This window comes from Gemmatimonadaceae bacterium, from assembly GCA_036496605.1.
Taxonomy (GTDB): domain Bacteria; phylum Gemmatimonadota; class Gemmatimonadetes; order Gemmatimonadales; family Gemmatimonadaceae; genus AG2.
The window spans coordinates 101966-127156 of the sequence record DASXKV010000050.1 but is presented as its reverse complement, the minus strand read 5'-3'; the positions used below and the strand labels follow the sequence as shown (position 1 = coordinate 127156).

The window sequence follows — 25191 nt, the reverse complement described above, 5'->3', positions numbered from 1 at the left end:
ATGATGCAATGCGACTCGAGCGATTTCTCGCCACTGAGGACGAGCCGGCCTCCACGTACTTCTGGCCGCGCTGGATCGTCTTCCGCGGGCTCGGCCTGATCTTCTTCTCGGCGTTCTACTCGCTCGCTTTTCAGATCCAGGGCCTCATCGGCGAGCACGCGATTCTGCCCGCCGGCGAATATCTGCACAACGTGCGGGGCGCGCTCGGGCTGGTGCGCGGGATCTGGTACGCGCCGAGCCTGTTCTGGGTGAGTGCCGGAGACTATGCGCTGGCGATCGTCGTCGGTGCTGGCATCCTGTGCTCGCTCCTCCTGACCGCGAACCTCTGGCCGCGCCTAACGACCGCGCTCTGTACGCTGTTCTTTCTTTCGTGCGTCGCCGCGCTCCAGGACTTCTCGTCATATCAGTCCGACGGCATGCTCCTCGAGGCGGGATTCATCGCCTTCTGGTTCGCGCCGCGCGGGCTGCGTCCCGGCCTCGGCGCGACCGACCCGCCTTCGCGCTTCAGTCTCTTCATGCTGCGCTGGGAGTGGTTCCGGATTTACCTCGAGTCGGGGATCGTCAAGTTTGCGAGTGGGGATCCGCACTGGCGAAATCTGACCGCGATGGACGAGTACTACCAGAATGGTCCGCTGCCGACCTGGATCGGATGGTACGTGCAGCACTGGCCGCACGGGTTTCACGCGGGAACCGTAATTCTCACGCTCTTCGTCGAGCTGGTACTCGTGTGGATGGTCTGGCTTGCCCGTCCTTTCCGAATCGTCTGCTTCGTGATCGTAACGGCGCTTCAGATCGCGATCATCGCCACGGCCAATTACGCGTTTCTGAACCACCTCGTTTTGTTGCTTGGCGTGCTGCTCCTCGACGATCAGACGCTCACCCGATTACGATTCCGGGTCGGGGAGGCCGTGCGGGTCGTTAGGCGGCCGCGATGGCTCCGCGTTACCGAGACGGCCGCGCTGGCGGTCGTGTTGTATGCGACGGTGATGGCGTTCGTCCCCGATATTCCGCTCCTGGGCTGGCCGGCGCGGCTGCTCGCGCCGTTTCGGATCGCGAATGCGTATGGGCTGTTCGCCGTGATGACGGAGGGACGTTACGAGATCGAATTCCAGGGGAGCCGCGACGGGACGACGTGGGTCGCCTATCCGTTCAAGTACAAACCACAGGATGTGAACGAACGGCCAGGAATCTACGCGCCGTACCAGCCGCGCTTCGACTGGAATCTCTGGTTCGCGTCGTTAGGTCCGTGGCAGCAGTCGCCGTGGGTCGTCAACGCGCAGGTTCGACTCACCGAAGGTAGTCCGAGCGTCCTGCGATTATTCCGGAACGATCCCTTCAAGGGGCAGCCTCCGACGCTCGTGCGAACGGTGATCTGGCAGTACTGGTTCACGGATGAGGCGACGAAGCGTGCCACGGGAGCGTGGTGGCGCCGCGAGCTGCTCGGGCCCTACACGGGAAATGTCGCGCTACCGCGTTAGCGAGAGCGGCGGCGCTGCCACCACTCGGTGTCCGGCATTGGCTATACGTGCGCGCGAAGAAAGCTTATGAGAATCGAGTCGACCTGCGCCGCTTCCTCGATGTTGGGAAGGTGCCCTGCGCTGTCGATCGCGTGGAACTCGGCGCGCGGAAACGCCGAGCGGATGCTGTCACTCTTTGGAAGGGGGACGGTGTGATCTTGCTTTCCCCAGAGGAGCAGTACGGGTATCCCACTTCGCGCGAGCGACGTGAAGCTCGACGCCGGTCGCGTGAGCACGTCGCCGCGCCTCGATTGCAGTAGGCTTCGGAGAAAGCCCTTGTATTGCATCTGTACTTCGTAACGCGTCGCCCAATCGGGGTAGCGCTCAGGATGCAGGAAGTCGTCGTACTGGCCCTTCGCCATTCCCGGCGCGGCAGCAACGGTCAGCAAGTACTTGCCGACGACAGGCGCCCGGATTGCGAGTGGTGCGCGTGAGAACATACTAAAGGCTGGATCGACGAGTGTGAGCGTGCGAACGCGCTCGGGATGACGGTCCGCGAAGTTCGCGGCGATCGGGCCGCCCATCGACAACCCGGCGACGTCGACACGACCGCCGAGGCCGAGCGCGTCGAGCAGGTCGGTGAGTTGGCGATCGTACGTCGCGAGATCGTAGCGAAGATCGGGTCGGTCGGAGTAGCCGCGTCCGTAATAGTTGTAGCGCAGTACGCGGAAGCCGTTCGCGGCGAGTGCCGTGCTCGTGGAGTCCCAGATATAAAACGGGACGCTCGCGCCCGAGAGCAGTACGATCACGCGCCCCGTTTCAGAACCGGAGAGATCGTATTGCGTGATGCCGTCGCTCAGGCGCACGAAGCTGCCGGGAACGCCCGCTCGCGCGGCCGCATCGAGCGTCTTTCGCTCTGGGTTGCGTGCGACGTAGAAACCGGCCGCAACGAGAACAAGTGCAGCGACGACCGAGAGGACAAGGGCAACGCGGCGACTCACTGCGGTCGGGGTGTCGTCATAGATCGATTCAAGTCGTTACGCCAACGTGCGCACGGAAGCGAACACAGACGGGACTCGGCAACTGGATACGTTGCTGCGTGGGCGACAACTTACCAGTCTTCTCATCGCGCGCCAAGACGACGATCGAGCCCGAATTCTGATTGCCGACGAGCAACCAGCGGCCAGTTGGGTCGAGCGTGAAGTTGCGCGGCCAGTCGCCACCGGTCGAAATCGTTTGCTCGAGCGCGGGTGCGCCCGAGGATTCGTCGATGGAGAACACCGCGATGCTGTTGTGGCCTCGATTCGATGTGTAGAGCACGCGTCCCGACGGCGCGACGTGGAGGTCGGCGGCGAAGCTGCTGCCCGTCCATCCCACCGGCAGTGTCGAGTGCGTCGCGATCGGCGTGAGCGCGCCAGCTCCGCGCGCCAAGCGAAACGTCGTGATCGTGGAGTCCAGTTCGTTGACGACGTAGACGATTGGCAGTTGTGGGTGGAAGGCGAGGTGACGTGGGCCCGCGCCAGCTTTCACGTGTCCATCGGCGTCGTCGACGATAGTGAGGGCACCACCATCGACGTCGATACGATAGACGAAAACAGTATCAAGACCGAGATCGGTCGCAAAGGCGAAGTGATTCCAGGGCTCGGTAACGATGCAATGCGCGTGCGGCGCTTCCTGCCGCTCGGCGTTGGGCCCCTTGCCGCGGTGCTGATCGACGCCGATCGCCGCACCTAACGAGCCATCGCGAGCGATTGGAAGCATGGCGATACTGCCGCCGACGTAGTTCGCGACGAGCACGGCTCGACCGCTGCGATCGACGCTCACGTAGCAGGGCGAGCCGCCTTCGGACGCCTGCTCGTTGATTCGCGTCAGCGTGCCCGTGTCACTTGCGATGGCGAATGCGCTGACCGCGCCACTCGCCTTGCCGTTGCGCTGGTCGACCTCGTTCACCGCGTAGAGTACACGGCCGTTGGGGTGAATCGCGAGAAACGAAGGATTCGGGCCCGCATCGACTCCGCGGTCGAGATGAAGCTCACCTGAACGCGTGTCGAACCGCACGAGAAAGATTCCCTCGGTGCGTTTGTCTTCGGTGTATGTCCCGACGTAAAGCAGCTCGCTGTCGGAGCGCGACCCGGCGCCGCGGCCGAAGTTGGCGAAGCCGAGGATGCCGAGCGCCGATGCAGCGATGAATTCGCGTCTTGACGGGTCGAGATGATCGGGCATTGTTTGCGTTCAACGTTCAACGCAAACATCCATGACTTTCTCTCGATCGACAAGTATCGCTTGTGCCATTTGCTTCGTTGCGGGCGGCGGCGTGATGTGGGCGCAGCAGCAAGGCGGCTCGCGGCGCGAACCGCAGTTCGAGAACGATCAGGTGAGCGTGTGGAAGTCCATCGTAATGCCGAAGCAGCCTTTGACGCTGCACCGGCACGAGCACGGGCGCGCGCTGGTCGCGCTCAACGATGGGCAGCTCGATGTGGTCGACAAGAATGGCAAGGTGCTGAACACCTACCATCTCAAGGCAGGAACGGCGATGTGGCTCGGCGTCGATCCGCCGGGACAGATGCACGCCGACGTGAATCCGGGCTCGAAGCCGGTCGAAGTCATCGTCGTTCAACTAAAGCGCGATCGCTAGCGCTCTGGTGAGCGTGGCGCGTGTTTCGTCGTTATGACGATCGCGACGCAGGGGTGCGTGGGGTAAAGCTGCGAAGCTGGAGGCCCCTTGAGGATCGTTGCGCGGCTAAAGCGCTATTTCCAACGCCCCGAGAAACCGCTCCACGGTGGATGCCTGCGCGTTATACCCCATTACGCCGATGCGCCACACCTTGCCGGCGAGCGCGCCGAGTCCGCCGCCCATCTCGACGCCCGCGTCGAGCAGCCGCGCACGCACGCGCGCGTCGTCGACGCCTGCGGGAACGTTGACGACATTGATCGTCGCGCACCGGTTCTGCGCGGGTGGAAAGAGCGAGATGCCTAACCGATCGAGACCTCGAACGAGCACGTCGTGCGCCCTCTGATGCCGCGTCCAACGCGCCTCGAGGCCTTCCTCGAGAATCAGACGCAAGGCTTCGTGAAAGCCGTAAATCGCGGCGACGGGCGCCGTGTGATGGAACGCGCGCTTCCGCGCACCGGTCGACTCGCCCCAATACTGGAAGAGCAGATTGAGATCGAAGTACCACGTCGACGGTTTGTGCTTTCGCGCGCGAACCGCTTCCATCGCTCGTGGCCCGACCGTGATTGGCCCCAAGCCCGGTGGCGCCCCGATGCACTTCTGGCTGCACGAGCCCGCAGCGTCGACGCCTAACGTATCGATCTCGATCGCCAGACCACCTAACGACGTCACGCAATCCATGGCGACGAGCGCCCCATGACGGTGCGCCACTTCGACCATCGGAGCGATCGGCTGGCACGCGCCAGTGGTCGTCTCGACATGGACGAACGCGACGAGCTTCGCCGGACGCTCCTCGAGCTGCGCTTCGATTTCCGCCGGATCGACGATCTCGCCCGGCGGAACGTTGACGGTGCGGACATCGGCGCCGGCACGCCGAGCCATCTCGGCCAGCCGCTCTCCGAAGTAGCCCATGACGGCGATAACCGCGCTGTCCCCCGGCTCGAGGAGATTGAGCATGATCGTCTCGAGCCCCGCCGATCCCGTTGCCGATATCGGCAACGTGTGATGGTTGTGCGTGCCGTACACCGCGCGCAGCGCGCCCATCGTCTGGTCCATCAGCTCGACGAAATAGGGATCGAGATGTCCGACCGGATTCGCGCCCATCGCGGCGAGTACACGCGGATCTGGATTGCTCGGTCCCGGGCCCATCAAGAGGCGCTGGGGTGGATTCAGTCTGGGCGGTCCGACCTCCGATACCACGGTTGCTTCAGTCATAGTCGCCTTGTCGCTGCCTCAGGCTCCAAAAAACCAGGGATCACGCCAATCCCAATTTCTTCGCCAATCCGATCCTTTGCAGCTTCCCCGTTGCGCCAACCGGGATCTCCGTCAGAATGACAATCTTTCGTGGCACCTTGTACGGCGCCAACCGCGCCGCCGCGAATTCGCGCAGCTCCTTATCCGTCGCCGCGGTGCCCTGACGCAGCACGATCGCTGCCGCGACGTCTTCGCCGAGCATATCATGCGGCAGCCCGAACGTCACGCACTGATGGACCGCCGGGTGCTCCATGATAATTTCGTCAACTTCGCGCGGGGAGATCTTCTCGCCGCCGCGATTGATGATCTCCTTGAGACGCCCGGTGATGGCGACGTAGCCGTCGGCGTCCATCACGCCCTGGTCGCCGGTGCGGAACCAATCTCCGTAGAAGGCGTCGGCATTGGCCTTCGGGTTGTTCTCGTAGGCCGTCATGACGTTAGGCCCGCGAATGACGATCTCTCCCGTCTGGCCGCGCGGCATCGTCTCGCCCCTGTCGTCGGCGATGCGGATCTCCGGGCCGCCGCTCGGTCCCACCGTGCCGGCCTTGCGCGGTCCGCCTAACGGGTTGCTCGCCATCTGGTGCGTGGCTTCGGTCATGCCGTACGCCTCGACGACGGGCACGCCGAAAACGCGCTCGAGCTCAGCGATCACCGTCGGTGGAAGCGCCGAGGACGACGAGCGAATGAATCGCAGCCGGTGATGCTCGAGCACTTGGGCGTTTCCTGGCGCACGGAGGAGAATGGCCTGATGCATCGTCGGCACGCCCGTGTACCACGTCGGCTTCATCTCGTCCACCCAACCAAAGAACTTGAGCGCGCTGAAGCCCGGCGTGCAGCACACCTCGCCACCAGCGGAGATCGGCGCCGAGAGCGCGGCGATGAGACCATGGATGTGAAACAGAGGCATGATCACGAGGCCGCGATCCTGCGCGGTGAGCGTGAGCGTTCGACGGATATTGCCCGCCGACGCGACGATGTTCTTGTGCGCGAGCGGAACGATCTTTGGACGCGACGTCGTACCCGACGTGTGCAGCACGAGCGCGACGTCGTTTGGCGTCGCCGCGCGCGCCGATTTGGGCGTCGCGCGCGTCTCGCACTCCAGTGAGAAGCTCCCGGCGCCACGCTCCGCATGTGGTGTGAGGCGCGCGACCGGAACGCCGAGCTTGACGGCGACACCTAACGACGGCGAGTCCTTCCCGGCGGCGACGACGAGCAGCTTGGCCCCGAGGTCCGAGAGATAGAACTCGAACTCCTCGGCCCGATACGACGGATTGAGTGGCGCGGCAGTCGCGGCAGACGCGATCGAGAGAAAGGACGCGGCCATCTCGGGGCCGTTGTCGAGCACGATCCCGACGCGGTCACCGGGACCGATCCCCTGCGACGCGAGAAATTTCGTGATCTCGGCAACGTGCGCGCGGAGCGCGCGATAGGTGAGCGGTGGCACGCCACCAGGCGCGCTCAGAGCCGTAGCGCCATCGGCGCCGGCTCTTAACAACTCGAGAATTGTTCCTTCGGACATCGTCGGTGCCAGGTGTTAGGTACTTGGTGCTAGCGCTGGCTGCGCTCGCGATATCGGCGCTGAGCTTCTCGCTATCGAGAGCTTGCCGCCATTTGCCAGTTCCTTCGCCAACAGGCTTACAAGCGCGTACACGGAATCGATGTGCGGAGTCGGCGTCGCCGTTAGGCGACCGAGCTCGACGACCGCGCCCACGAGTGCCTCGATCTCCAGCGGGCGACCCGCCTCGACGTCCTGCAACATCGACGTCTTATGTTCGCCAACCTTCTCCGCGCCGGCGATGCGCTTCTCGATGCCGACGCGAAAGGTAACCCCGAGCTTCTTCGCGACTGCCTCGGCTTCGCGCATCATCTCGATGCTCAGCTCGCGAGTCAATGGAAAGCGCAGCAGGCCGGCGAGCGTCGCATGCGTCAACGCGCTGATCGGGTTGAAGCTCAAGTTTCCCCAGAGCTTGAGCCAGATCTCGCTTCGGATGTCTGAAATCACCGACGCCTTGAAGCCGGCGCGCGTGAAGGCCGCGGCGATTGCCTGAACGCGCTGCGACGCCGATCCGTCGGGCTCGCCAAACGTGAAGCGCTTGCCCTCGACGACTCGCACGACCCCTGGCGCTTCGAGCGTCGCCGCGGGATACACTACAGAGCCGACAACGAGATTGGCGTCGACATGGCGCGCGATCGAGCCGTCGGGATCCGCGGACCGAATCGGCGTACCCTCATACTCCCCGCCATGCTTGTGGAAATACCACCACGGAATTCCGTTCTGCATCGTCACGATCGCGGTGCCGTCGTTGCATAGCGCGGCGAGATCTCCCGCAACCGCGGCGACCTGATGCGCTTTGACAGCGAGAACAACGACGTCTTGTGGTCCGGCATCGCGCGTCTTCTCGAACGCGGACGCGCGTGCGTTCACGACGGATCCGTCTTCGCCAACGACGCGCATCCCGTCGCGGCGAATCGCGTCGAGGTTTGCGCCGCGCGCGATGAACGTGACCTCCTCACCCGCCGCGGCAAGCCATCCGCCGACGTAGCCTCCGATCGCGCCGGCGCCAACGACCGCGATCTTCACGTCACGCCTTGGTCTCGCGCCGGCGCAGCGGCTGAAGCACGAAGATCGCCAACAGTGCCGCCGCGAAGTTCATGAACGCGGCGACGAGAAATACGCCATGCCATCCTGCTGCCGAAGCGCCGATCACGCTGCTCACCGGCACCACGAGCGACGCGACGCCCTTGGCCACATAGAGCAACCCCGCATTAGCAGATGCGAATTTCCGCCCGTACGCGTCGCCGCAGATCGCGGGAAAGAGACTGTAGATCTCACCATATGCGAAGAACACTAACGCCGTGAGCAGGACAAACCACATCGGATTGCCGCCGAACTTGCTGAGCAGCAGGATCGCCGCGCCCTCGAGTGTGAAAGCGACCAGCATCGTGTGCTCACGCCCGAGCTGATCCGATACCCATCCGAAAAACGGGCGACTCACACCATTCAGCACCCGATTCATCGACAACGCGAAGGGAAGCGCGAGCAAGGTGATGCCGACGAGCGAGACCGGCGAATCGGCGACGCCAAAGTCTTTCGCGATCGGCGTGAGCTGCGCGGTCGCGATGAGCCCTCCCGCCGCCGTGAGCACGAACATGACGAACATGACCCAGAACGGCGCGGTGCGCAGCATCTCGATGGGCGTGTACTCGTGCGTGCGAACGGCGGTCGAGCCCCGTAAAGGCGTCGCGCGCGTTGCCGCAAACGACGCGTCGGGCGCGCGCAGCAGCCAGCTCACTAGAAAAACGACCGCGCCCTGCGCGATGCCGAACTTGAAGAAGGTCGCCTCGTAGCCCTGCGACTTGATCATGTTTGCAATCGGGAACACCGTGAACGCCGAGCCGGCGCCGAATCCCATCGCCGTGATCCCCGCGGCAAGTCCGCGCCGATCGGGGAACCACTTGAGCGCATTGCCGACGCACGCGCCGTACACCGCACCAGCCCCGATCCCGCCAACGATCGCACCGAGGTAGAGCATCGCCAGCGAGCCGGCAACGGAGTTGATCACCCACGACAGCGCGACGAGAATTCCCGCAGCGACGCCGACGAAGCGCGGTCCCACTTTGTCGACGAGATAGCCCTCGATCGGGACCAGCCACGTCTCGACGAGAACGAAGACCGTGAACGCGACCTGAATCGCCGAGAGACTCCAACCGCGTGTATCGTGAATCGGATTCACGAAGAGCGTCCACCCGTACTGCAGGTTGGCGATCATCGACATGCAGATCACGCCGAGGCTCAACTGCCACCAGCGTCCGAGGCGAATCGAGACGGCTTTTTCTGCGGAAACCGAAGCTGCTTCGGTCATGGGCTTGGCTGTCCGAAGGTCTGGGCGGGCCAAGCTTACTACGCGGGACGGGGTCTGGCGAGGACAGCCGCAGCAATTTGATCGACTTGTCGTCGCCCACCCTGTCGGATGTTCCAGGAAAGCATTCTCCTATCACGGAACCATACGCAGCGAGCTCAAAACATGGAGACCGACCTCTCGCGTCGAACGTTCGTCAAGCAGTCGCTTGCCGCGGCCGGCGCACTGCCGCTGACCTCAGGACGATCCGATTCGACTGCCGCGCGCCTCACGGTGGTCTGTGTCGGCGGGCATCCGGACGACCCGGAGTCCGGCTGCGGTGGGTCGCTCGTGCGTTACGCGACCGCCGGTCACAATGTGGTCGTCGTCTACTTGACGCGTGGCGAACGAGGGATCCCCGGCAAGTCGCTCGACGAGGCGGCGCGAATCCGCACTGCGGAGTGCGAGGCGGCCTGCAAGATCATCGGCGCGACGCCGGTGTTCGTCGGTCAGATCGACGGCGCGACGGAGGCCACGCACGTCCACGTCGACGCGATGACGAGATTGCTCGCGTCGCACAAGCCCGACATCATGCTCACCCACTGGCCCGTCGACACGCACATGGATCACCAGGTTGCGAGTATGCTCACGATCCGCGCCTGGATGACGATGCGCCCCGCGCCGTCACTGTACTTCTTCGAGGTGAATAGCGGCAGCCAGACGGAGGGCTTTCTGCCTAACGTGTACGTGGATATCACGCCGGTCATCGAGCAGAAGAAGTCGGCGCTGTTCGCGCACGTGAGCCAGGACGGCAAGGGCATCTGGCGCGAGCATCACGAGATCATGGCGCAGTGGCGGGGGCGCGAGATCGGCGTGGCAGCCGCCGAAGCATTCGTGCACCTCAATCGCGATCGGCAGGGCGGCGAGCTGCCGGGCTTATGATCGTCTAATCATCAAGCAGCGGGCAGGACCACCGATTCCCGGCCACACGCGAATGCCGAAGATCAACGCGACGTCTTCGGCACGTTTCGGAATCAATGAAAGTCGGGACGCGCGACGTGCTGCGCTATACGACCAAAGATCCGAAGAAGGATGCCGCCGGCTCGAAGCGAGCGCCAATGCGTTCTGCCATCGTGCGGTCCGCGGTCGACCTTCCGACAACGATCGAACGCGTGAGCGCGATGTCTCGGCGCCGTGCAAACTCGAGCACCGAGCCAGGGATCGGCTTTCGGCACCAACAGATCGGCGGACCAGCGTCATGCGCACAATAGGCGATATCGACGTCACCGAGCAGTTCGCGAAGGCGCGCAAAGCAACCGTCGGCCGCGGTTAGCGTTGTCTCATTGCGCACGATTTGCGGTCGCCAGGCGTGGACGAAGAGCCGCCAGCCCTCCTCACGTTGTCGGATCAGCCTTTGACGCCGGCTTTCATCGAGCACGACATCGGCCGCGGCCAACGCCGGCGTGTCGCGCGCCACGAAGTCGTCGAAATCGAGAATGATCGCGCGTTCACGAGCGTGACTTGGCGCGCGGACAAACTCCCGGACCTCGACCGATTCGAATCCCTCGTCCGTCGACGGCGGTTCGAGGATTCGCTCGTAACGGAACTGTGCGTCGGGGAGCAGATAGCGCGTGTCGCGCTTGCCGCGTTCACGGATTTCTTCTGGTGTTGGCAGTGATCCGTGTACGTCGAGCATGCGGTGAATGCAGTTGATCTGCGCGTTCGCGACGTCGGTCGTCAGCCAGATGCATCGTACGAGCGCGCTGCGCTCCCATGCTGCCTCGATGATCTCGTTGCGCGATCTGCGCGTCGGGTACGTGTTGTCGAGCACGACGCGTCGCTGGCCGGCGCCGAGCAGTTCGTCGAGCTGCGGTACGAGATCCCCGAGCGATCCGCCAACGGTGTCGCGATTGAGGCGCGCGTAGCCGTGCGATTCGAGCGCGCAAGCCACGTCCGTCTTGCCGGCACCCGGCATGCCCATCACGAGCACGACATCGGCACTGGTATTCGCGTTAGGCCGGCGCTTCGAGCGGGGCACGCGGAGAAGGCGCCCGGCAAAGCGTGCATCGAGCGCGGCGCGGTCCTCATCGTCCAACTCGATCGAGAGAGCGCCCGCGAGCGCTGCTGCCGTCTCGACGCGCGTCGCGCCGGGAATGGGCACCACGCCTTCGCCAAAGCTCATCAACCACGCGAGAACGACATCCTCGGCGGTGACGCCGCGTTTGGCCGCGATGCGGGACAGAACCACATCGCGCCCGAGCTGCCTAACGCGGTCGCCGCCGAGCGGCCGATACGCGATCAACCGGATGCCTGCGTCGCGACAGTACTCAGCCACGCCATTACGCAGGTTGTCATCGTCGAGCGGCGAGAGGCTCACCTGGACCGACGCGATCGGTACGATTGCCTGCGCCGCCCGAATCTGACTCACGGTGACGTTGCAGAGACCAACGTCGCGGATCTTGCCCTCCTCCCGCAGCCGCGCGAGTGCCCGAACACTCGTCTCGATCGCGGTCTTCGGATCGACGGCGTGCAATTGGTAGAGATCGATCGCGTCTACGTCAAGTGCGCGGCGACTGGCCTGACAAGCGTCGCGAAGATGCTTGGCGCGTCCATCGGGGATCCAGGCGCCAGTCGGCCGGCGCATGCCACCCTTCGTCGCGACGGTGATGCGCGCGCGGGCGTCCTTCCATCCATCGAGCGCCCGCGCGATGAGACGCTCGTTATGGCCGATGTCGTCGTTGTCGAGGCAATAGGCGTCGGCCGTGTCGAGTAACGTCGCACCGGCGTCGAGCGCGGCGCGAATGACTTGGATCGAGCGCTCATCGTCGCGATCGGCGCGCGTCGAGAGACGCATGCAGCCGAGGCCGATTGCCCGACTCGCGGTCGGCCGACTCACGCCGTGGCGGCGCCGACGCTTGTCACTCGAACGGCTTTCACCGCATTTCGATAGGAGTCACGCAGCACTTCCAACTCGCTCGCTTCGGTTGCAAGCTGTTTCGCGGTGTCCAGGTGATTCCGGAGCTGATTGAGCGCCTCACGCGCCACATCGTCGCGGCCATCCTGCACGGCTGACATCGCGCGACGTTCCCAATCGCCCGCGGCTTGTGTCTCGACTTCGGAGGCCTGTCGCTGGTCCGCGCAACGTCGCTCGAGATCGGCGAGATCGCGCTCGAGCTCCGCGAGCACCTCAGTCGGGGTCCTCACCTTGTCCGTACCAACGGGCGCCTTGCGTTTCGAATCGATCGCGAGTTGCCACGATGCAAGGAGCGCGTCGAGTCGCGCCGAGAGCGTGGCGACGACAGCGTCGGTCCCGTCGACGATGGCGCCGCGCGTTTCCGGTGTCGCGCGATCAGGCATATGTCTCCCGCGTTAGGGCCTTCATGCTTGCACCGAGTCCGCCTTCCGCGGCCTCAGGCCGCGCGAACCGCCAACACCTGCGCTGCGCGCCGCTCGAGCACGAGCAGCGGCATCACCGACGATATCGCGAGCAGCATGCTACCAATCATGATGATGGCTTCGTGCGCCGTGTGCCAGAGGCGCTCGGCTTCGCCGCCCAGGCTCTCGTTCACCGCGGGAATATCACACATAGTCCAAGGAGCAAAACGACGGCGCAATGAGAAATGACTCGCACTCGACCAAGCGGCTTGCGGCCGAACAGGTATGCGAGGAGAAAAGTGGAGATGACGAGATCGAGCAGAAACGACAGCGAGATGCGCGCTCGCCGTTACGCATCGCGCGCAATCGCACGAACGTCAAAGATCTGTCGGATCCGGGGACTGGAGCTTTCCTCCGCATGTTGGCGCAGCGGCTTGCCCTCACGGTCAACGGCGTCGAGCAATGCCGGATGACGCGTCACGAGTCGATCGACCCAGTCGACATCCCCTCGCTCGATCGCGAAGCGGACATCCTCGATCTCGATCGCGAGCAAGCCGCCGCGCTCGCGCATGAAGTGGACGGCCCAGCCAGCTGGCGTTGCGCCGTGTCGTGCGTCGCGAGCGTTCACGTCTCCGCCGGCGGCGATGAGCGCGTCGATGATCTCGCGATTCGCATTGAACGCAGCGTAGTGCAGACCCGTCGCGCCAGTGTCGTCGCGCGCAGTGGCGAGCTCTGGATGTGCGGCAAGGAGTGCGCGCACCTCTGCGACGTCGCCGCGTTGGATTGCACTAATGGATGCCAGCGTTCGATTCATACGTCCTCGCGCTCCGCGGCTTCCAGCTACAGTTTATAACATGCACAAACTCCTGCCCAGCCTCGCGGTGCTCGCAGCGACGCTCCCCAGGTCCATGAGGGCTCAATCGAGCCAGCCCGATCGGGCGTAAGAAGCGCTCCGATACTGCGCACTACCACGCGGCACCGGAGCGTATCCTCATTCACCGAATTTGTACGACGCGAAACGCTACCTCGAGCTCACCGTCGTGGTTGGATGCGCCGTCGTCCTGATGAAGTTGGCGATGTCCGCTTTGAGCTGCTTCGCCGAATCCTGATTCAGGTACGCCATGTGGCCGCTCTCGTAGTACTTGAACTCCACACGGTCGCGATACGTCTGATCGTACCCGAGATGATTGAACGTGTATTCCGCGTTCGCAAACGGCGTCGCCATATCGTAGTACCCAGCGCCGACCATCACGCGCAGATACGGATTCTTCGCCATCGCCTCGCGGAGCGACTCGGTCTCGCTCGGATAGCCGCCGCCGAGATTGCCCGGTCCAATCAGCGACGAATAGTCCCACCGTCCGGCGTGCCCACCCATGTAGTACTGCAAATCGCTGGTGTATCCGAGCTCGCCGTGCAGATAGCGCATGAACGCCGACATGAACGCACCGGAGGGCGCCACGTCCGACGGGTCGTAATCCTGGCGCTGGCTCGCCGCGTTACCGTTGAGACCGATCATGCGGCTGTCGTATCGGCCCACCGTCTCGCGCGAGCCGCGCATCAACTCGGTCCGGAAGGTGCCGGGGTCGACGCGCAGGTTCGTGTTGAGAACATACTGAAGCGAAACGCCCGTGAGCCGCGAGACCTGCTGCGCCACCGTGTTTCGCTCGGCCTGCGACAGGGTGTTCCCCTTCGCGAGCGCAGCCATGTAATCCCCGAAAGCGTACGTTCGAGCTTGCTGAACCGCCTGGTCGAGGCTCAGGCGCTGGAGATCGGCTGGAAGCTTCTTGTGATACCACGCCGTCGCCGTGTACGTCGGGAGGAAGCACTCATACGATAGGTCGTTCGATGGCGACGTCAGGATGTTCTGGAAATCGAGCACAGTGCCAAGGAGCATGATGCCGTTGAGCTCGATCCCTTCGCCGCTCTGCAACTCGGACGCGAGGCCCGCCGACCGGAAGGTCCCGTAGCTCTCGCCGAAGAGGTACTTCGGTGACGCCCAGCGGTTGTACTTGTCGAGGTAGTTCCGGATGAACTGGCCGAACATCTTGATGTCGTTCGTCGCGCCCGTGAAATCCGCCACCTTCACGCCCGGGCCGGGTCGTGAATAACCAGTCATCATCGCGTCGACCTGGACGAGGTCGGTGACGTCGAGCGGCGAGTACGGATTGTCGACGAGGTCGTATGGCGGCGCGGGCTGCGCGCCATTCGGGCCCATCTCCGGATGCCGCGGCGCCATGAGGCCCATGTCCAGCCAGATCGACGCCGAGCCCGGTCCGCCATTGAAGAAGAAGGTCACCGGACGGCGCGCGGCGTCCTCCTTGTCACGCGTGTAAGCGACGTAGAAGACGGTGCCCTTCGGGCGGCCTTCGTCATCCCGGATCACCATCGTGCCGGCGTTCGTCGTATAGGCGAACGCCTGGCCGCCGACGGTGACGTTGTGAGTCGTCGTCGATACCTTCTCGATCGCGGGAATGCCGGTCGAGTCTTCGCGGGGATTCTCGACGGCTCCCGCGCGCCCCCGTTCTCCTGGCAGCACAGGCCGCTGGGCCGCGACACTCGCGGCGGCCACAAGCGACAGCGCTGCACAGAGCGGGACGATGCGTCTGTGCATGTTCAGTTTCTCCGTTGTGTGGGACTTGCCTATGAATATCGCGTAAGGGCCCACAAACGTTGAGGGCCAGTTGCCGTTAGGCGAGTCGTCGACGGCTAGGCGCAGACCGGCTGTCCGGACACTGCAGGCGGGCTAGGAAATCGGGTCGAGGAACGGCGCACGCGGCTCGCTGACGTAAAAAACAACGACCCGCGTCCGCCCCGTCGCGCTGTAGTCGTGACCCGTCATGCGAACGTTCGGCGGTTCGACGAACGCCTCGCCGGCTCGGACCGTGGCTGGCTTCCGTCCCTCCATCTCCAGCGTGAACGTGCCCTCGAGGACATAAACCGTGACGGGCTGCCGATGCGTGTGGAACACGGTTTTGTCGCCCGCCTGAAAGATCGCGGTGATCACGCGAATTTCCTGCGCCGAGTCCCGCGGCATCCCCGTCACGACCTGTTTGAGGACCTCATGCGGTCGTACGACGCCCTGCGTTGCCGCCTGCGCGGAACTCAATCGGCTCGAGCAGAACAGGAGAACAGCAATCGCAACGTGTGTCACTCGCGTTAGGCGCATCGACCCTTCCGCTCCAATTGTGGTGTTTTGGGTCGCGACGTCGGTGCGGGCGCGTCAAATAAGAACCGCATGCGCCAACTGCGCAACACGGTGAGCGCCCTCCGCGAGGACGTCTTCTTCATCGCGTACGTGGTATGGCGGCTCGTCGCTGTCGTCGGATTCGGCGATGAACATCAATTGCGCAAGACGTTAGGCCTCGGAAAGGTCGATCAGCGCTGTGGTCGAGCGGATGTAAAGTGGATGCCGTGGGAATCCGCGCTTGCTGATGCCTAGGCATCGCGGCCGGCGGATCATCCCGAGCACCATTCGATCTCGCTCGAGATATGCGCCGCCGTTGCCCCACGCCGCGACGACTACCGCGGCGTCGTCGATCAGCTGACGTAGCCAGCGATCATTGCGCGGACCGACGGGATCGTTCACGCGACGAAGTCCGCGCGGCGAGGATGTTCGCAACGCGAAGAGATTCGCCACCGCAAGCCGGCCAAACCCCCACGTCCGCGCGAACTGCACGCAGCGGCGAATCGTTGGGTCGTCGACGCGATGATCGGCCGTCGACGGGTTGAGCCCGATGAACAGGACACTTCCTTTCGCCGGGGCCCACACTCGGCGCAGCGCATAACGATACTGGCCATTCGCCGAGATCACCGCTGATCGCTTCACTGGCTCCTTGGTCTCGCCCTACCTCGCCAAGAAGCAATCTATGGTCGAACCCTTGCGCTATCGTGTTGCCAGAGCGAGGCCCGCCAGCAACCGTCCATCCCGCCGCTCGAGGAATGGCACCCACGACCTGGCGTTGTTGAGCATTTGCGAATTCTGCTTACGCGCGTCGCGGGCCGCCGTCGCCCAACCGAAGCCCCAGCCCAGCGCCGCGATCACGATCCCGCCGGCCTTGAGCGCGTCGCTGCTGCACGAGATGCCGACGCTGCACCGGTTGCTGTGCCTGGAGTCGAGCGCGAGGGCGACGCCGACCGCGCTCGCGGCAAAGAGTCCGAGCCCCTTCCCGTACCGCCCGGCATAGAGCTGCCCGCCACCCGGCACGAGAACGCCGACCACGGTCGCGAGCTCCGGGTCTTTATACGGAGCCGAGCGCGATCGGGCCGGCTGCGTCTTGACCGGCACCGGCTGCTGCTCCTGCGCGCTTGCCATGGCAAAGGCTCCGGCACAGGCAGCTAGCGCGATGATCGATGAAAACTTTCTAATATGGGCAGCAGCGAACATTCGGCACCTCGAGCGGCTCGCCTTTCGAATCTTCGCTCGGTGTCGTCGAGTTCATATTGGCCCATCGGTACCAGTCGACTCACGCCGGCGGCCCCTTGCCGCCCCGCAGCCCGGTTCGCTTATTATCGTCCCGGCGCAAACTGATCGTCAGCGCGACCATCAGCGTGCACGTCTGCGTCGCGATTTCACCGAGGCCTCTGAGCGCGCTCATGGACAAACGCACTGTGCTTGTCGCCGTCGCCTGGGTGGTTGCCTGCAAGAGCGCAATCACCGATCGCGCGAACGACAGCAGCACGTCGAATCCCCAATCTGTCTCGGTGCTCACGCAGCATAACGACAACACCCGGACGGGGTGGAACAGCAACGAAACGCTGTTGACGACGAGCAATGTGGACGCGCAGCACTTCGGCAGAGTGTTCGGGCTCGCCGTGGACGACCAGGTGTATGCCCAGCCGTTGGTCGTCGGCAACGTCAGCATCGGCAACGGCGCGCACAACGTGGCCTACATCGCCACGGTCAGTAATACGCTGTACGCCTATGACGGGGACAACGGACAACTGTACTGGCGAAAAAGCTTCACGGCGCCCGGCATGCGGCCGACCAAGAATACCGACCTGAGCGGAGCGTGTGGTGGGACGTACGCGGATTTCAGCGGCAATCTCGGAATCGTCGGCACGCCAGTGATCGACGCGGCGAGACACGCCATTTATTTCGTTGCGCGCAGCACCGCCGACAGCACGTTCGTGCAACACCTCCACGCCGTCGACATCGTCAGCGGAAATGAATTGCCTGGTAGCCCCGTCGCAATCAGTGCCACCTACGGCGGCAATGGCGATGGCAGCGTCAACGGCGTGATCGCATTCGATGCTCAACGCCAGAACCAGCGCCAGGGCCTAACGCTGCTCGACGGCGTCGTGTATGTCACGTTTTCATCTCACTGCGATTGGGGACCGTATCACGGATGGATCCTGGGATACGACGCCGCCACGCTACAACAGCGAATCGTCTACAACGCGACGCCCGACGGAAGCGCCGGAGGCCTGTGGGAGAGCGGAGTCGGCATGGCCGCTGACGCGCAGGGCAACCTGTTCGTGGTCGTCGGAAACGGCACCGTAGGGAACAACGGTGATCCGACGAGCCTGCAGGATCGCGGCGAGAGCGCCCTGAAACTGACGCCGACCGGAGCGACGTTGCACGTCGCAAGCTACTTCACCCCCAACAATTACCAATACCTCAACGACAACGACCTGGATTACGGTGGCCCAGGTGCGATGCTGATTCCCAATTCGAGTTACTTCTTCACGGGCGACAAGAACGGCACTCTCTACTTGTTGAACAAGGATGACATGGGCGGCTACCAGTCGTCAGGCAACCGGGTGCAGCAAGTCATCTCGTTGAGCGCGAATGCGAACATGCACTGTCAGCCCGCGTACTACAAAGGTTCCACCAAGGAATTCGTCTATGTGTGGTCCGAGAATGATGCGTTGCGTGCTATCCCATTCGACCGCAGTAGCAACCAGCTGAATCAGAGCGGCCAGACTCTGTTCAACGTGGGCGGACCGACAGGACAGAACGGAGCGGTGCTGTCGGTGTCATCCAACGGAAGCAAGGACGGCACGGGTATCCTCTGGGCATCATACGCGTCCGGTGGCGACGCCGCGCATGCGGTGAGCACTGGTATTCTGCGGGCATTCGACGCGAACGACGTCACGAAGCAGCTCTGGAACAATCAGCAGAATCTCGCCCGTGACGGCGCCGGCTACTACGCCAAATTCGCGTCGCCGACGATCGCCAACGGCCACGTGTATCTGCCTACGTTCTCGAATCAGGTCGTCGTCTACGGGCTGCGATAAGTCAGCAACGATTTCCGCAGCGTCTCATTGTTGACACGAGCCGCGCGGGTCCGGCTTTGCGTGATCGACCACGATTCGATGATCGAGACTCGCGACGTGAAGCGCGACGTCCTCGATGAACGACGCGATGCGCGACATGTGATCGTAATCGATGTACTCCGGCTCGTCCGTCACCTGGTGATAGTCCGAGTGTACGCCCGTCGTGAAGAACACGATCGGAATGCCGTAGCGAGCGTACTCGTAATGATCGCTCCGACAATAGACGTTCTCCGGATGACCATTCGCGTCGAATGAGTAGTCGAACGCGAGGCCATGCTTCCCCTCGGTGTTCACCCGCTCGACGAGATCGCCGAGCTCCGTCGAGAGACGCCGCGATCCGACGAGCATCAACGAACGCGGACCGCCGTGCAACGGCTTGCCGGTCTTGTCGACGCCAGTCTGGTCCCACGCATCGCCACGGCCGACCATGTCCATGTTGAGCTGCGCGTCGATCGAGTCGCGCGGCACTGTCGGATGATCGGTGAAATACTTCGACCCGAGGAGGCCCTTCTCCTCGCCGACGTGAAACACGAACAGCATCGACCGCTTCGGCGCCGGCCGGAGTGACGCCATCTTTTCCGCGATCTCGAGCACGGTCACTGTGCCGCTGCCGTCGTCGTCCGCGCCGTTGTAGATCGAATCGATCCGTGTCTCGCCCGGATGCGCCGCGCGCCACGCGGCGAGCTCCTTGTTCACCTCGACTTGCTGCTCCGGTGTTGCGCGCGCTCCCTGCTGCTCGGCGCCGCCCGGCCTGACGGTGTGGTTGTAGATGCGGATCGAGTCGTGGTCGACCGGTGTGTGATTGAAGCCGATGTGATCGGTGTGCGCGCCGATCGCGACGTATTCGCCGCGCAGCTTCGGATCGCTCCCCGGCAGAATGGCGACGACATTGCGAGCGGCGTAGGGGGTCGGCTCCGTTCGCACGTGGATCTCGATGCCAACCGGCTTTCCCGCGCCGCCGACAGCAAGCGTGCCTAACGGCGTCTCGAAGAGACGCGCCGCGGCGCTGTCGGATACGTAGATCATGGAGCCGAGCGGGCCCGACGACGCGCCGGGCTCGTCGAGGTACTGCTGCGGCTGCGTGAAGAAGGAAAGAAACTGCGCCGGCCCCACGACGATGACGCCGGCGCTTTTCGACGCGACCTCGCCGATGACGCGCAGCCCGCCCTGAATGTTCGTCGGCGACAGGCGAGCGACGACGACTTTGCCCTTGAGCGAGTCCAGTGGAATGAAGCTCGAGTCGCCGAGCACGCCGCCGTAGACGATCGGTTGATCGTGCAAGACGATGTCCGTCGGCGGCGCCGAGCCCCATTCGTGTCCGAACGGGAGCCTAACGTCACCGACGGTGATTACGGAATTCGTATCGACCGAGCGCATCTTGAATGGCAGCACCTGGAAGTAGGTCCCGCTGTCGCCCGCGGGCTCGAGCCCCATTCGCTTCAACTCGCCGGCGATGTACGCCGTCGCCTTCACGCTCCCGATGGTCCCGGCCTCGCGTCCCTGCATCGAATCGTCGGCGAAGATGTAGAGGCGGGTCATCAGGTCGCCGGCGGAGATCGCGGCGCTCGTCGGTCGCGGCTGATGCGTGCGCGGGAGCCGCGTCGCCGGTAGCGGCACCACCGCCGCCGGTTGCTCCGTGGCTGCTTGAGCGAGTACCGACGCGGGCGCGACGAGAAGGAGCATCAGCATCCGGACGGCGACGGGAGTCAGGCGGTACTGTGCGATGTTGAGCATACGATAAATGAGAATGGTCGCGTCTCCCCTTGCAATCAACTCGTCTTCGCGAGCGTCTTTCGCACTTCGTAACGAAGCTCGATCATGCCGTTCACATAGGCTGTGACCTCGGCCATGTGGAGGGCGATGTCTCCGTCGAGCTTCTCGAAGAAAGGGAGGCCATCACCAATCAGGATCGGCACGATCGAATAACGAACTTCATCGGCGAGCCCGAGGCGAAGGCATTCCCCAGCGACGCAACCGCCTCCGACAAACCAGATACTTCGGAACGCAGGTCGCAAGCGCTCGTTGACGAAAAGCGCGAGATCGCCGGAATAGAACTCGACGGTTTGCCGAGTCCGCGGCAACTCGTGGTGAGTCAGGACGAACGTAGGCTTGTTGCCATACGACCACCCGAACCCTTTGGCCTCGAAACCCAACGCGGTTTCATATGTCCGCGCTCCCATCACATAGCAGTCGATCGTCTCGAGGAACGCTGCGATGACACCCGGGTCCATCGTCTTCCCGCCCACGAATTCGTCTGCTGTCTCGAGCCAGCCGACGCTCCCGTCCTTTCGGGCGATGAAGCCGTCGAGGCTCGCCACCATATGGATGGTTATGCAAGAGTCAGTGTTCGGAATCATTTTCCGACGTCAGCGAGCAAGAGGACTCGGCCGCAGCTGGAAGTGAAGCACCTTGCTCGTCGTTCCTTTGCCAGTCTCCATGTGAAATGGTGCGCGCGTGCTGACCGTCGCCCACAATCCGCGCCCCTTCCATCCGGCGTTCGCGTCGTCGATACGACCATCCATCCATTTTGTGTAGAAACCCGTCGGATACGGCACGCGCAAGATCACCCACTGCCCATCCTTGAGCGCCAACAGGCCCTCGGACGCGTTGCCGGTGTTGATCGGCGTGTTCTTTCCGAGGCCGAGCACGTCCTGCTGGTCGACCCATGTGTAGTAGCTCGCCTCGGCGCTCCCCGATTCTTTCACATTCGCTAACTGCGGCAGCGGTTCCGGATAGAGCGTCCAGCCTTCCGGGCAATGTTGGCCCGTCGCCGTTGGTCCGTTGAGCGGGGCCTTGCACTTCCGTCGATCGAAGCTCGCCATGTGGCCACTCGCGAGCGCGACCCACGCGACGCCGTTTCGGTCGATGTCCATTCCGCGTGGCGAGAAGCCACGCTTGGACGGATCGGCGCTGTGATACGGCGGCTCGTAATACTCTACTAAAGCCGTCTCGGGAGGGTGACTTCCGGGTACGAGACGGATAATCCCACCAGGATAGCCTAACGTCGATCCCCAGATCGATCCGTCCGGCGCCGGCGCGACCGCGTAGAAGCCGGCGTTGATCCGATGATCCTTGGTCGGGTCGATCGGCTGATTGGGCTCCGTGTACTCACCGCGCTTGCCGTCGCCATTCGTGTCGAGGATGAGTGCCGTCCATCCCTGCGATTTCTCCTCGTCGCCCGTGGCGTCGAACAGCTTGGTGTCGAGCCAGCCCACGACTGGTCCGCCGCCGCTCGTCCACAACGTGCGATTCGAGTCCTCGGCGAACATCAGATGGTGCGTGCTGAAGCATGTGCTGATGTGCGTCAGCTTCTTCATCTTCGGATCGTACATCGCGAGCTGCCGCCCGGAGCGATTGAGCGGAAAGAGCCTCGCCGATGGATGCGTCGATCCCGCTTTGCAGAACGCCGGATTGTCCGCCGGGCGCACGGTGGACGTGATCCACACGCGCCCGGTCTCGTCCATCATCGGATTGTGGACGTTGTTCTTGCTCGTCCAGATCGTTTCCGTGCCCCAGTAGACCGATGGCGCGCCGTGATTCGGTCCCGTCGCCGGCTGTGTCGCGGGATCGCGCACGGTGAGTGGCACGCGACTCACCGTGTTGTGTATTGGATCGAGCACCGGCAGATAATCGGAGCTCAGCTCCAGCGAGCCGTACATCAAGCCATTCGCGTTCACGGTGGGATCGCGGCGATCGGTCGACACCACGTCGTGCAGGTACGACTTCGGATCCGCCCAATCCCATTCGGTGATCACGACATTTCGTTCGATTCCTTGTGGACGACGCGGTGCCGTCGCTGGCACTTCGCCCGCGGCGATACGGTCGGTCCAATCCGCGAACAATTGCAGCGCGCGCGTGTGGCCAAGATTGTCGATCGTGCCGAGCATCTGCGTGCCGGCCTGACCCGACTGCACGCGACGCTCCCACGCCGCGAAGCTCGAGCCCAGCTTCCGGTACTCCTCGGGAACGATCCGCGTGCCTCTGGTGCCGAGCTGATGGCACGCTGTACAGCCACCGGATTTGATCGTGCGAATCCAATCGTCCTGCGATTTCACGTTAGCCGCGATGCCATTGCCTTCCGGGCCAGTACCGGGGAACTCGCTTTTCTCCGGTACGCGGAGCATCGACAGCCAGTACCCGGCTGGGTAGTACGCCGCCGCGGCGCGCGCGTTAGGCGCCGGTATGGCTTTGAGGTCGAGTGTCCTTCCAATCGTCGATTTAGACTTTGGTGAATCGACGAGACCGTAGCCACGCACCCACACATCGTAGGTGGCTGCAGGCAAGTCCGGGATGAGATAGCGTCCGCGATCGTCGGTGACGACGATCCGCACGAACTTCGTGGGGAGCTCGTTCGTTTCGGCGATCACCCACACGCCAGCTTCCGGGCCGCGTGGGCCCGAGACCGTGCCGGTGATGTCGTTCGCGCCGGCTTGTTGTCGCGCAGCGTCGGCCGCGTCGACTGAGCGAGCGAGGCCCGCGACAGAACCAAGGCCCACGATGAGTATTGCCGTGACCACGAGTAGGTTCTGCGTGCGCATTGCGACCTCCCGTCAGGGACCCTTCACGTTGTTGCCTAACGTCTAACGTTTAGTTGCGAGCGAGCAATCTCTCATTGTCCAATCGGCGCCAGCGCCACTCCGCGGCAAGCCAGGGCGTGCCGCGGTAGGAATCTGCTACCACCCACGCGCCCGCGGTCAACGCCCAGGAGTTGACGAACTCGGTCCATTGAGATGCGTTGGGGCCCGCCGCGACGACTGGTACCCACACCAGCAGCGTGAACAGGCCAAGCTCCCACGCCGAGAGGACGGCTGCGAGCCGAGCGTAGACGCCGGTGAGTATCGCGACGCCCGCTGCGATGAACGCGCCGCCGGTGAAGTACGCCCAACCCAAATGCCACGGCAGCCAGCCGGGCACCAGCTCGGCGGTGTGCTCGAGATACGTGAAATGGGCAACGCCGAATGGGATCAAAGCCAAACCGTAAAGCACCCTCGCGATGCGCAGGCCACTGTCGCCGGTAGCGAAACGGAGACCTGTCCCTTCCCGGTCGGCCGCGAACCACGCGTAGAGCACCCAGGCGGCGGCAGCCATCAGTGCGGTGTCGCCGCAGGCCCACCACACATCCGTCGAAGTTGGAGCGACGAAGATGTACGAGATCCTGAACAACAGCAGCCAGAGCAGAAGATAGATGAGCAGCACGCGGGCGGCGACGACAGCCGTGCGCCGAAGGAGCAGGCCGACGCCAGTCACCAGAGACACGAGAGCGCAGAGATAGAGCAGTAGCTCACGAAGGGGCAGACTCGCGGGCACGCCCGTCCATGTCGGCGGAAAGTCGCGTTGGACCAGGCCGATGATTCCAAGCGCCATCAGCGTCGCAGCAAAAAAAGCATGCCCCCAGCTTGCGATGCGCATTGCCCGCTCTCCGGTGCTCTTCTCGTTCTTCGATGACTCGGCTCGTTAGGCGCCGCGACCCGATATGGCGGCGGCGCTTCTGACGAAGCTTCGCACGCGCTGCTCGTCCGTTTCTTCCCAGGCTGCCTCGTCTTCGGGTAAAGGCTTGCGCACGCGCAGTCCATTTCGAGACGGTACTTCTCCGCCGTGCCGCCGGCGAGTGAGCCGCACGTGAACTTCGCGCACGCCGGAGGTCTCGACCAGAGTACGCACATTCTCCTCCCGGACGCCTCCGCCCGCCATCACGACGATCCGCGACCCTGCCCGGCGGACCAGATCGGCGAGTGCCGTCGCGCCCTCCGCGGCCGTCGACGCGCCACCGGCGGTGAGTACACGCTCAATGCCGGCGTCGGCGAGCGAAGCCAGCGACTCCGCCAAACTGGGTGTGAGGTCGAACGCGCGGTGGAAGGTCACCGGCAGCTCCTGCGCCGCCTCCACGAGGAGCCGCACGAGCGCGAGATCAACGGTGCCGTCGCGATGGAGGCCGCCGATCACCACGCCATCGGCGCCGAGCTCACGGGCGACGACGACGTCCCGTCGCATCACGTCGCGCTCCGCGTCGGAGTAGACGAAGCCGCCGCCGCGCGGACGGATCATCACGACGACCGGGATCGACACCGTTTCCTTGCAAGCGGCAATCATCCCGGCACTCGGCGTCGTCCCGCCGTCGAAGAGCGCATCGCACAGCTCCAGCCGTCGTGCTCCGCCGCGCTCGGCCGCGAGCGACGACGCGACGGAGTCGACACAGGCCTCGACGAGAACGGACGGGGACGTCATGCGCTCAAGATAAGCTCGGGCGCCGGAGACCTCGCCGCGGTTGACATCGAAGCGCTCTCCCTTGATACTGCTGGCAGAGCGCTACAGGGCGCCA

At 63.8% G+C, this 25191-nt stretch carries 24 protein-coding genes; 4 read left to right on the top strand and 20 right to left on the bottom strand.

Features of this window, described 5'->3' with window-relative positions:
* The first annotated feature begins 8 nt into the window (after positions 1-8).
* Positions 9-1478: a lipase maturation factor family protein gene (locus VGH98_19160; GenBank protein ID HEY2378103.1), complete on the top strand. Its 1470-nt coding sequence runs from the start codon at positions 9-11 to the stop codon at positions 1476-1478.
* Between the two features lie 41 nt (positions 1479-1519).
* On the opposite strand, the gene VGH98_19155 is transcribed toward VGH98_19160, so the two are convergent.
* Both VGH98_19155 and VGH98_19150 read right to left on the bottom strand, forming a co-directional pair.
* Positions 1520-2458 carry an alpha/beta hydrolase gene (locus VGH98_19155; protein HEY2378102.1) on the bottom strand — a complete coding sequence of 313 codons (939 nt, stop codon included), beginning with the start codon at positions 2456-2458 and terminating at the stop codon, positions 1520-1522.
* A gap of 28 nt (positions 2459-2486) precedes the next feature.
* Complete coding sequence (locus VGH98_19150; protein HEY2378101.1) at positions 2487-3680, bottom strand: lactonase family protein; 1194 nt, start codon at positions 3678-3680, stop codon at positions 2487-2489.
* A 31-nt stretch (positions 3681-3711) separates the two neighbouring features.
* Between VGH98_19150 and VGH98_19145 the strand changes: the two genes are divergently transcribed.
* A complete protein-coding gene (locus VGH98_19145) occupies positions 3712-4092 on the top strand; it encodes a hypothetical protein (GenBank protein HEY2378100.1) in 381 nt (126 codons plus the stop codon).
* 105 nt (positions 4093-4197) lie between these two features.
* Here VGH98_19145 and VGH98_19140 read toward each other — a convergent pair whose 3' ends face one another.
* Genes VGH98_19140 through oxlT form a run of 4 tightly spaced genes read right to left on the bottom strand, consistent with a single transcriptional unit; the run spans position 4198 to position 9245 of the window.
* Complete coding sequence (locus VGH98_19140) at positions 4198-5343, bottom strand: alanine--glyoxylate aminotransferase family protein (GenBank protein ID HEY2378099.1); 1146 nt, start codon at positions 5341-5343, stop codon at positions 4198-4200.
* A 40-nt stretch (positions 5344-5383) separates the two neighbouring features.
* Positions 5384-6901, bottom strand: coding sequence for an acyl--CoA ligase (locus tag VGH98_19135; protein ID HEY2378098.1), 1518 nt, complete (start codon positions 6899-6901; stop codon positions 5384-5386).
* Between the two features lie 15 nt (positions 6902-6916).
* Positions 6917-7963, bottom strand: coding sequence for a 2-dehydropantoate 2-reductase (locus VGH98_19130; protein HEY2378097.1), 1047 nt, complete (start codon positions 7961-7963; stop codon positions 6917-6919).
* Position 7964: 1 nt separating this feature from the next.
* Entirely contained in the window at positions 7965-9245 is a 1281-nt protein-coding gene (gene oxlT / locus VGH98_19125; GenBank protein HEY2378096.1) for an oxalate/formate MFS antiporter, read from the bottom strand.
* Between the two features lie 162 nt (positions 9246-9407).
* On the opposite strand from oxlT, the gene VGH98_19120 reads away from it, so the two are divergent.
* Positions 9408-10163, top strand: coding sequence for a PIG-L deacetylase family protein (locus VGH98_19120; GenBank protein HEY2378095.1), 756 nt, complete (start codon positions 9408-9410; stop codon positions 10161-10163).
* A gap of 124 nt (positions 10164-10287) precedes the next feature.
* Here VGH98_19120 and VGH98_19115 read toward each other — a convergent pair whose 3' ends face one another.
* The 9 genes from VGH98_19115 to VGH98_19075 all read right to left on the bottom strand — a co-directional run bounded on the left by VGH98_19115 (position 10288) and on the right by VGH98_19075 (position 17191).
* A complete protein-coding gene (locus tag VGH98_19115) occupies positions 10288-12117 on the bottom strand; it encodes an aldo/keto reductase (GenBank protein ID HEY2378094.1) in 1830 nt (609 codons plus the stop codon).
* Complete coding sequence (locus tag VGH98_19110) at positions 12114-12578, bottom strand: hypothetical protein (protein HEY2378093.1); 465 nt, start codon at positions 12576-12578, stop codon at positions 12114-12116. Before VGH98_19110 ends, VGH98_19115 begins: the two co-directional genes overlap by 4 nt.
* Before the next feature lie 53 nt (positions 12579-12631).
* Positions 12632-12808 (bottom strand): hypothetical protein, encoded by a 177-nt coding sequence (locus tag VGH98_19105; protein ID HEY2378092.1) that lies wholly within the window; start codon positions 12806-12808, stop codon positions 12632-12634.
* Positions 12809-12945: 137 nt separating this feature from the next.
* Positions 12946-13410: an ankyrin repeat domain-containing protein gene (locus VGH98_19100; GenBank protein HEY2378091.1), complete on the bottom strand. Its 465-nt coding sequence runs from the start codon at positions 13408-13410 to the stop codon at positions 12946-12948.
* A gap of 207 nt (positions 13411-13617) precedes the next feature.
* A complete protein-coding gene (locus VGH98_19095) occupies positions 13618-15207 on the bottom strand; it encodes a hypothetical protein (GenBank protein HEY2378090.1) in 1590 nt (529 codons plus the stop codon).
* 132 nt (positions 15208-15339) lie between these two features.
* Positions 15340-15762, bottom strand: coding sequence for a cupin domain-containing protein (locus VGH98_19090; GenBank protein ID HEY2378089.1), 423 nt, complete (start codon positions 15760-15762; stop codon positions 15340-15342).
* 189 nt (positions 15763-15951) lie between these two features.
* Entirely contained in the window at positions 15952-16422 is a 471-nt protein-coding gene (locus tag VGH98_19085) for a DUF1643 domain-containing protein (GenBank protein HEY2378088.1), read from the bottom strand.
* Between the two features lie 57 nt (positions 16423-16479).
* Positions 16480-16908 (bottom strand): hypothetical protein, encoded by a 429-nt coding sequence (locus VGH98_19080; protein HEY2378087.1) that lies wholly within the window; start codon positions 16906-16908, stop codon positions 16480-16482.
* Between the two features lie 151 nt (positions 16909-17059).
* Positions 17060-17191, bottom strand: a complete 132-nt coding sequence (locus VGH98_19075) for a hypothetical protein (GenBank protein HEY2378086.1) — start codon at positions 17189-17191, stop codon at positions 17060-17062.
* Between VGH98_19075 and VGH98_19070 the strand changes: the two genes are divergently transcribed.
* Entirely contained in the window at positions 17190-18833 is a 1644-nt protein-coding gene (locus VGH98_19070) for a hypothetical protein (GenBank protein HEY2378085.1), read from the top strand. The two genes, VGH98_19075 and VGH98_19070, sit on opposite strands and share 2 nt — an antisense overlap.
* 24 nt (positions 18834-18857) lie before the next feature.
* Here the strand turns inward: VGH98_19070 and VGH98_19065 are convergent, their stop codons facing one another.
* From VGH98_19065 to VGH98_19045, 5 genes are read right to left on the bottom strand one after another with little or no spacing between them, the layout of a single operon-like run.
* Entirely contained in the window at positions 18858-20606 is a 1749-nt protein-coding gene (locus tag VGH98_19065) for a M20/M25/M40 family metallo-hydrolase (protein ID HEY2378084.1), read from the bottom strand.
* 35 nt (positions 20607-20641) lie between these two features.
* On the bottom strand, positions 20642-21229 hold the full coding sequence (locus VGH98_19060) for a dihydrofolate reductase family protein (protein HEY2378083.1): 588 nt from the start codon (positions 21227-21229) through the stop codon (positions 20642-20644).
* 9 nt (positions 21230-21238) lie between these two features.
* A complete protein-coding gene (locus VGH98_19055) occupies positions 21239-23410 on the bottom strand; it encodes a carboxypeptidase-like regulatory domain-containing protein (GenBank protein ID HEY2378082.1) in 2172 nt (723 codons plus the stop codon).
* 49 nt (positions 23411-23459) lie between these two features.
* On the bottom strand, positions 23460-24281 hold the full coding sequence (locus tag VGH98_19050) for a hypothetical protein (GenBank protein HEY2378081.1): 822 nt from the start codon (positions 24279-24281) through the stop codon (positions 23460-23462).
* Between the two features lie 45 nt (positions 24282-24326).
* Positions 24327-25097: a copper homeostasis protein CutC gene (locus VGH98_19045; protein HEY2378080.1), complete on the bottom strand. Its 771-nt coding sequence runs from the start codon at positions 25095-25097 to the stop codon at positions 24327-24329.
* Positions 25098-25191: the final 94 nt, after the last annotated feature.

Coding starts and splice junctions, on each gene's coding strand:
- VGH98_19090 (HEY2378089.1), bottom strand. CDS start 15,762: ATGCGCCTAACGCGAGTGACACACGTTGCGATTGCTGTTCTCCTGTTC.
- VGH98_19080 (HEY2378087.1), bottom strand. CDS start 16,908: ATGGCAAGCGCGCAGGAGCAGCAGCCGGTGCCGGTCAAGACGCAGCCG.
- VGH98_19140 (HEY2378099.1), bottom strand. CDS start 5,343: ATGACTGAAGCAACCGTGGTATCGGAGGTCGGACCGCCCAGACTGAAT.
- VGH98_19145 (HEY2378100.1), top strand. CDS start 3,712: ATGACTTTCTCTCGATCGACAAGTATCGCTTGTGCCATTTGCTTCGTT.
- VGH98_19055 (HEY2378082.1), bottom strand. CDS start 23,410: ATGCGCACGCAGAACCTACTCGTGGTCACGGCAATACTCATCGTGGGC.
- VGH98_19105 (HEY2378092.1), bottom strand. CDS start 12,808: ATGTGTGATATTCCCGCGGTGAACGAGAGCCTGGGCGGCGAAGCCGAG.
- VGH98_19100 (HEY2378091.1), bottom strand. CDS start 13,410: ATGAATCGAACGCTGGCATCCATTAGTGCAATCCAACGCGGCGACGTC.
- VGH98_19120 (HEY2378095.1), top strand. CDS start 9,408: ATGGAGACCGACCTCTCGCGTCGAACGTTCGTCAAGCAGTCGCTTGCC.
- VGH98_19045 (HEY2378080.1), bottom strand. CDS start 25,097: ATGACGTCCCCGTCCGTTCTCGTCGAGGCCTGTGTCGACTCCGTCGCG.
- VGH98_19075 (HEY2378086.1), bottom strand. CDS start 17,191: ATGAGCGCGCTCAGAGGCCTCGGTGAAATCGCGACGCAGACGTGCACG.
- VGH98_19160 (HEY2378103.1), top strand. CDS start 9: ATGCGACTCGAGCGATTTCTCGCCACTGAGGACGAGCCGGCCTCCACG.
- VGH98_19065 (HEY2378084.1), bottom strand. CDS start 20,606: ATGCTCAACATCGCACAGTACCGCCTGACTCCCGTCGCCGTCCGGATG.
- VGH98_19070 (HEY2378085.1), top strand. CDS start 17,190: ATGGACAAACGCACTGTGCTTGTCGCCGTCGCCTGGGTGGTTGCCTGC.
- VGH98_19060 (HEY2378083.1), bottom strand. CDS start 21,229: ATGATTCCGAACACTGACTCTTGCATAACCATCCATATGGTGGCGAGC.
- VGH98_19135 (HEY2378098.1), bottom strand. CDS start 6,901: ATGTCCGAAGGAACAATTCTCGAGTTGTTAAGAGCCGGCGCCGATGGC.
- oxlT (HEY2378096.1), bottom strand. CDS start 9,245: ATGACCGAAGCAGCTTCGGTTTCCGCAGAAAAAGCCGTCTCGATTCGC.
- VGH98_19095 (HEY2378090.1), bottom strand. CDS start 15,207: ATGCACAGACGCATCGTCCCGCTCTGTGCAGCGCTGTCGCTTGTGGCC.
- VGH98_19050 (HEY2378081.1), bottom strand. CDS start 24,281: ATGCGCATCGCAAGCTGGGGGCATGCTTTTTTTGCTGCGACGCTGATG.
- VGH98_19110 (HEY2378093.1), bottom strand. CDS start 12,578: ATGCCTGATCGCGCGACACCGGAAACGCGCGGCGCCATCGTCGACGGG.
- VGH98_19150 (HEY2378101.1), bottom strand. CDS start 3,680: ATGCCCGATCATCTCGACCCGTCAAGACGCGAATTCATCGCTGCATCG.